The 6,386-nt window shown below is 45.3% G+C and carries 5 protein-coding genes; 1 reads left to right on the forward strand and 4 read right to left on the reverse strand.

Annotated elements, in window-relative coordinates; all coding sequences use genetic code 11:
* Window positions 1-74: 74 nt before the first annotated feature.
* Window positions 75-560, reverse strand: a complete 486-nt coding sequence (locus FFM64_RS12265) for a GNAT family N-acetyltransferase (protein ID WP_171000406.1) — start codon at window positions 558-560, stop codon at window positions 75-77.
* Window positions 561-855: 295 nt separating this feature from the next.
* Between FFM64_RS12265 and FFM64_RS12270 the strand changes: the two genes are divergently transcribed.
* Complete coding sequence (locus tag FFM64_RS12270; RefSeq protein WP_137608295.1) at window positions 856-3,594, forward strand: cation-transporting P-type ATPase; 2,739 nt, start codon at window positions 856-858, stop codon at window positions 3,592-3,594.
* Between the two features lie 228 nt (window positions 3,595-3,822).
* On the opposite strand, the gene FFM64_RS12275 is transcribed toward FFM64_RS12270, so the two are convergent.
* From FFM64_RS12275 to FFM64_RS12285, 3 genes are all read right to left on the reverse strand, one after another.
* On the reverse strand, window positions 3,823-4,617 hold the full coding sequence (locus tag FFM64_RS12275; protein WP_137608296.1) for an alpha/beta hydrolase: 795 nt from the start codon (window positions 4,615-4,617) through the stop codon (window positions 3,823-3,825).
* Window positions 4,618-4,747: 130 nt separating this feature from the next.
* Entirely contained in the window at window positions 4,748-5,539 is a 792-nt protein-coding gene (locus FFM64_RS12280) for an alpha/beta fold hydrolase (protein ID WP_137608297.1), read from the reverse strand.
* A gap of 26 nt (window positions 5,540-5,565) precedes the next feature.
* Complete coding sequence (locus FFM64_RS12285; protein WP_137608298.1) at window positions 5,566-6,234, reverse strand: hypothetical protein; 669 nt, start codon at window positions 6,232-6,234, stop codon at window positions 5,566-5,568.
* Between the last annotated feature and the right edge of the window lie 152 nt (window positions 6,235-6,386).

Raw genomic sequence — 6,386 nt, forward strand, 5'->3', positions numbered from 1 at the left:
CTACCACTATAAAGTAATAGAGGCATAGGAGCACCCCGTCGGGTAACTTCTATGCCTCTAAGCTTAGTATTTTTTTAATCAAGCAAAACTGCCAAGCTGTAATCATCAACAAATTGGCCCTCTAAATAGAACGCATCCCGACCAACACCTTCGACCTGAAAACCTTGTTGGGCATAAAACTGACGGGCCACTAAATTGGTCGACAAAACGCGTAATTCGATTCGATGAATACCACGCGCCCTAGCTTCGGCCTTTAGCCTGGTCATCAGTTGTCGACCGACACCCTGATGCTGAGCTAATGGCGACACACCAATCCCAATGTCCCAAGTGAATCGAGCTGAGGTAAAGGGTGGTAGTGGATTCCAAGAGATCATCCCTAAGACTCGATCACCGTCAACCGCTACCAATTGGCTACCGGCAGGATAATTACTGATATATTCAGCTAATGTTCTCGCCAAAATTGGCCCCGGACTATTCGTTGGATTCCAAATTTGCTGATCAATTGCAAATAGGCCCGGTAAATCAGCCTCAGTAGAATACCGTATCTTAATTTCAGTCAAAACTAGCCCTCCTATTCATTAGCATTCTATCCATTTTTAGCGCCGCTCGCAAACGTTAACAGCGACTTTTACCGAAAAATCTGATATGCTATTGCAACTAAAGTAATAATCGGTAATTAAAATGTCAAACAATTTTATAACATAGCGTAATAATATTCGTTTATAATGATAACTAACAATAGTAATAAACTGGAAGGGATGTGGCGAAATTGGCCTCTTTGATTCGAAATAAACGCCGAGATTTTACTGAACCGAACCGTTAAACCAAAAACAATAAACAGGAGTGATTTTTTTAATGATAGATGATAACAACCAGCAGTCGGCCCATTCAGAAACGGCCGAGCTAGACGCCATGCCCCCCGATGACCCTAATTTGTGGCAGCTTGATGAACCAACTTTAGCCGCGAAGTACCAAACTAACCCAGAAGACGGGTTAACTGAGGCTGAAGCTGAGCACCGTTTACAACAAGACGGTCGGAATGAACTTGAAACCAAACGCGTTTCCCGTTTCATTCAGTTCATCAAGCAGTTTAATAATAGTATTATTTACATTTTAGCGGCCGCTGCGGTGATGACCTTTTTCATGCATCGCTATTCAGATTCCATCGTTATTGGCTTAGTTATTATTGCTAACGCCATTATTGGCTATGTACAGGAACGCCAAGCTGGTAACGCTTTGGAACGAATTCGTGAAATGCTCATTTCGAAAAACTTTGTCATCCGTGACGGTAAGAAGCTTGAAGTTGATGCCCGTGATTTAGTTGTGGGTGATTTGGTCAACCTAGAAGCTGGGGATGCCGTTCCCGCCGACATGCGTTTAATTGCTGCGGATAATTTGGGTGTCCAAGAATCCGTCTTAACTGGTGAAACTAACGCCGTAGAAAAAATTGAAGAACCCATGCCGGAAGCTAAATTGGCCCTGGCTGACCGTTTAAACATGGTCTATGCCTCCACGGCTGTGACTAGCGGCTCGGGTTACGGGATCGTTACTGCCACCGCTGAAGATACCGAAATCGGTCATATCCAACAATCTGTAGGCGAGGTTAAAAATAAAGCAACGCCGTTGATGCGCAACCTGAATTCTCTGGGATTTGGTTTATCGATTGCGATTGTGGTCGCAGCTGTGCTGCTGTTCCTCTTGGGAATGGTGATGGACACGTACAGTCTGCCAACTTTGCTAATCGCCGTAATCACGATGGTGGTCGGCTCAATGCCAGAAGGTTTACCAGCTAGTACCTCCGTTGTTTTGGCGATGGGAACACGACAAATGACCAAGAAAAACGTCATTGTTAAGTCACTGCCTGCTGTTGAAACATTGGGTGCCGTTGATATCGTTAACACCGATAAGACTGGGACACTAACTAAAAATGAAATGACCGTGACTAAAGTTGTGACTCCCCACCATTTCTTTGATGTGACGGGCGTTGGTTATGATGATAACGGTGGTGTTAATTTTGATGGTGCCTTGAAGCTTAATGGTCAGACCATGGATTGGCATCAAGATAAAAGTATGGAATGGCTCGTTAACATTGCGGGTCAGACGACCGACGCGCAACTTCATTTTGAAAATAATCGTTGGGAATTAACCGGTGAACCAACCGACGGGGCCTTGACGACGCTCTATCGCAAAATGACGGGACATGATCCAGAAGTTGCAGAAATTGACTCCTTACCGTTCGACTCCGCCTTTCGTTTTTCGGCTCGTTTAGCAGACTTAAACGGACAGCGTTTATTGATGGTTAAAGGGTCACCGGCAACCGTGCTACGTTTGACCAATCAGGCACACAATCCCGAATATTGGGAACATGCCATGTCCGACTTAACCTCGGATGGTTTACGAGTTGTGGCCCTCGCCTATCAAGTCGTTGATGACAGTGTCGACACGATTGATGCCAAAAGTATCAGTGGCTTAGAACTTGCCGGCATGGTTGGGATTATTGATCCACCGCGTGAAGAAGCGGCGACTGCGATTGCTGAACTCCGTAAAGCCGGTGTCGAAGTCAAAATGATTACCGGTGACCACCCAGATACAGCAATGGCGATTGCCAATAAACTGCATTTGGCACCTAATGTTAAGGCTATCTCTGGTCCTGAAATTGACGCTCTAGATGATGATCACTTAAAAGCTCAGATTGATGATTATAACGTCTTTGCTCGGGCTACCCCTGAAAACAAGCTGCGAATTGTGCGCGCCCAACAAGCTAACAATCACGTGGTTTCCATGACTGGTGATGGGGTCAATGATGCGCCCGCCTTGAAGCAAGCCGATATTGGTGTTGCCATGGGGATTAAGGGAACTGAGGTGGCAAAGGAATCGGCCGATATGGTCCTCGCTGATGACGACTTCGCTGATATCGTCGCTGCCGTCCGTGAAGGTCGCCACGTCTTCGATAACATTCGAAAAACCATTCGTTTCTTGTTACCAACTAGTTTTGCCGAAGGACTAGTCGTGATCATCAGTATTTTGATGGGACACGACTTACCTCTCTACCCAACTCAGTTGCTTTGGATCAACATGGTTTCGGCATTGACGATCCAGTTTGCGTTCATCTTCGAGCCACCCGAGGCCGGGATTATGGCCCGTGGTCCACGGAATGTTAAAGCTGGCTTGTTATCCAAACTCGATTCGTTTGAAATTGTCTACGTTTCGCTGCTGATTTCTGGACTAGGTATTTTCGCCTATGACTATTTGACGGCCCTCGGCTTACCAAACGTCGTCGGCAGTACCATGTCCTTGAACATCATTATTTTTGGGAAGATTTTCTACTTGTTCAATTTGCGAAACGACCACCCGGTTATTTCCAAGTATTTCTTCCAAAATAAGATGGCGTTTTATATTATCGGCATTCTGATTGTCTTGCAGTTGGGAATCATTTACCTCCCATTCATGCAATCAGTCTTCCACACAACGAACATCAACTTCTGGTACGGTTGGGGTATCCCAATCATCGCCGGAATTATCGTGCTGATTGTGACCGAAATTGGGAAGTTTGTCCGGTTTAGATTTATTGACCGGGATGAAGCTTTGAACTAAACATTCCTGTATATAAAGAGACGCATCGGAACCTTATTTATGGTTTCCAATGCGTCTCTTTTTGCTTGGTATTCGATTTTTAACCTTGTTGAAATGACTACTATTCAAGACAACCTTATTGATATGACTACTATTCAAGACAACCTTATTGATATGACTACTGAGTTTTAAGCCTTAAAATAGATTTACTATTGCCTCTCTGTCTTTTATATCGTGACTAATTCCAGATTAAATTGCTTTAAAAGTGCCCTTCACCAACCAATGCATCACCATCGGTAGTTGTTGATTCCACAATGGCCAGTCATGCCTTCCCGGCAATTCATGCCACAAAAATTGATTTCCAAATTTGGCAGCCAACTTTGGCTTGAAGTCCACATCCATTCCCCGCAACATATCTTCACTACCAGTTGTCATCAACACTCTTAGATCGGTCTGATCACTCGGCAGCTGATCCAACAAAAAGTCCAAATCAGCCGGCGAATCAGTCAACTGTTGCTTAGAAAACACACCATCAAAATCCGGCATAATTGCGGCTTGGTCGACGCGAAAACGTACCAAGTCTGTAACCGGTGATAACGCTGCGACAGCAGCGAATTGCGCTGGCTTAGATAGCGCCCAGCGCAAGGCCCCGTAGCCACCCATTGAATTACCAGCAACAAAATTTTTATCGCGTTCAGCGCTCAACGGAAAAATAAAACGCATCCGTTCTGGCAGCTCCTCAGTCATAAAGGTCCAGTACTTCGGTCCTTCAGGTACATCGTTATAAAAGCCGCGTTCCGTTTGTGGCATCACCACGGCCACACGATATTGCGTCGCTAAAGTTTCAATGGCTGTTTGCCGAATCCAAGTCGTGGCATCGCCCCCCAAGCCATGCAACAACCAGATCACTGGTAGTGCTTCGTGCCCACTACTAAATCGTTGCTCAACCTTGCCGGCAGGATTCGTTGGTTCTGGTAAAACGACTTGCACCGTTACTGATCGGCGCAACGTGTTTGAGTAAAAATTATTACTGTGAATCGACATAAGCTATCCCCCATTTTCATAACGCGTGTGCCTAACTAATCGTTATAATATATTCGAATAAATTATGTCATATTTAGTTAACAAATACAACTAAACTAAATTAAAAAAGCCAAATCTCAACTCGACTTGGCTAACTTACTGACAATGTGGCTAAAAATGCCAGTAATACTCGATTAAAGACAGCCGGCTGTTCAGCCATCACTAAATGACCAGCATTAGCGACAATCACACTGTGACCATAAGACGACAATGCTGCCGTAGCTGCCGCAAATCCCGGTTTAAATAACGGTGATTCGCGCCCAGCAACCATTAAATAGGGCCGTCTTAGTTCCGTTACCACGGGACGCCAATTCTGTCTTAAATGGTCTAATAATAACGGTGCCATCCGTAACTGTTGAAAAGGACATTCTGTCTCGACAGCCGTCACCAGTGCCGCAGTCGTTGGGTCAACCGTCTTAAAACGTGCATACCCCCACGGCCGTGCCAAGTATTCTCGCCATTCCAACCACTTGACAGGCTTCATCCCATACCGCCAGTGCTTTGAATTTAACACTTGTGGTGGCTGATCCACGTCAACAAAGGCTGTGATACTCTGCTCACCAAACTGGGCAATATAAGCAAAGCAAGTTCCAGCACCTAAAGAATGACCTACTAGGATAGGCCGCTGCAACCCCAGTTTAGTGACCAATTCATGGACATCCGCGGCCCGTCGTTTTAAAGATTGCCCCCGCAATGTCCGCTCTGAATGCCCATGACCACGACCGTCCAAACTAATAACGCGATAGCCAGCAGCCACAAGTACTGGTAGCTGGGATCGCCAAATTTCCTTTGGCACCCCAAAACCGGCTAATAGAATAATCGGCTGACCACTACCATGATCAGAGTAAACCAGCGTTACTTGATCTGAAGTTTTGAAACGCATGTCATCGCTCCTTTGTGGTTGAATGGTTAGTCAAAATCAGCGACTGCTAGTTTGTCGAGTTGTGCCAACCAAGTTTTAGTCCGACTAGTTGCCGCCTCGTTATTTTTAAGTGGTGCTAATAAACTCGCAACTTTCTCCCAATCGATTCCTGTCGCCGTTTGAATACTAGCCTGTAGTGACTCAACTTGAGTAGCCTTCAACTGTTCTAGTTGTTGCTCGCTCTGTCCAAACAAGCCCAATAAAGCATTGACCGCCAGTTGTTGACTCAATAATGTTTGCCAAGCCGCTGGCGTTAACGTTGCACTCACATGTAATCGTGCTTGCAGCGGAACTGCCGGGACTTCTTTCGTTAAAAAGGCCTGAAAACGCGTCCAATTCTGATTGATAATCGCGTAACCTTGCCAAGGTAATTGTAGATTAAATTGCTGTAAAGTTTGCGTCGTAATCGTCGTCAATGACCAGTTACTAGTCTCAGCAGTCGTTGCCAGTGCAAGCCACTGAGTCAAAAATTGCTGCATCGTTTTTCGAACGATTGGCCGCTGTTGTTTTCCTTGCGTTAAGTGGTAGCGAACCAACAGAAATTCGGTAACTGCCGTGGGCTCAATGACACGGTCAGCCTGCACTTGATGATGTTGTTTCAGTTGCCGAGCACGTTGTTGCCGACTTGAACTAGCATAATGCCCTTGTTTGACCATTATTTCCGCCTCCGATTTATAAAGTAATAACTCATTTTAACACCCATTTTAGCGAAAGAAAAAGCACTCACCATTTGTACTAGTCCCTGTCAAGTTGACAGGTGAAATAATATAATTTTTCGAGTTCTGTCTAAGCGGCTTTGCCGCGGTAT

Source organism: Lactiplantibacillus daoliensis (assembly GCF_005405005.1).
Taxonomy (GTDB): Bacteria; Bacillota; Bacilli; order Lactobacillales; family Lactobacillaceae; genus Lactiplantibacillus; species Lactiplantibacillus daoliensis.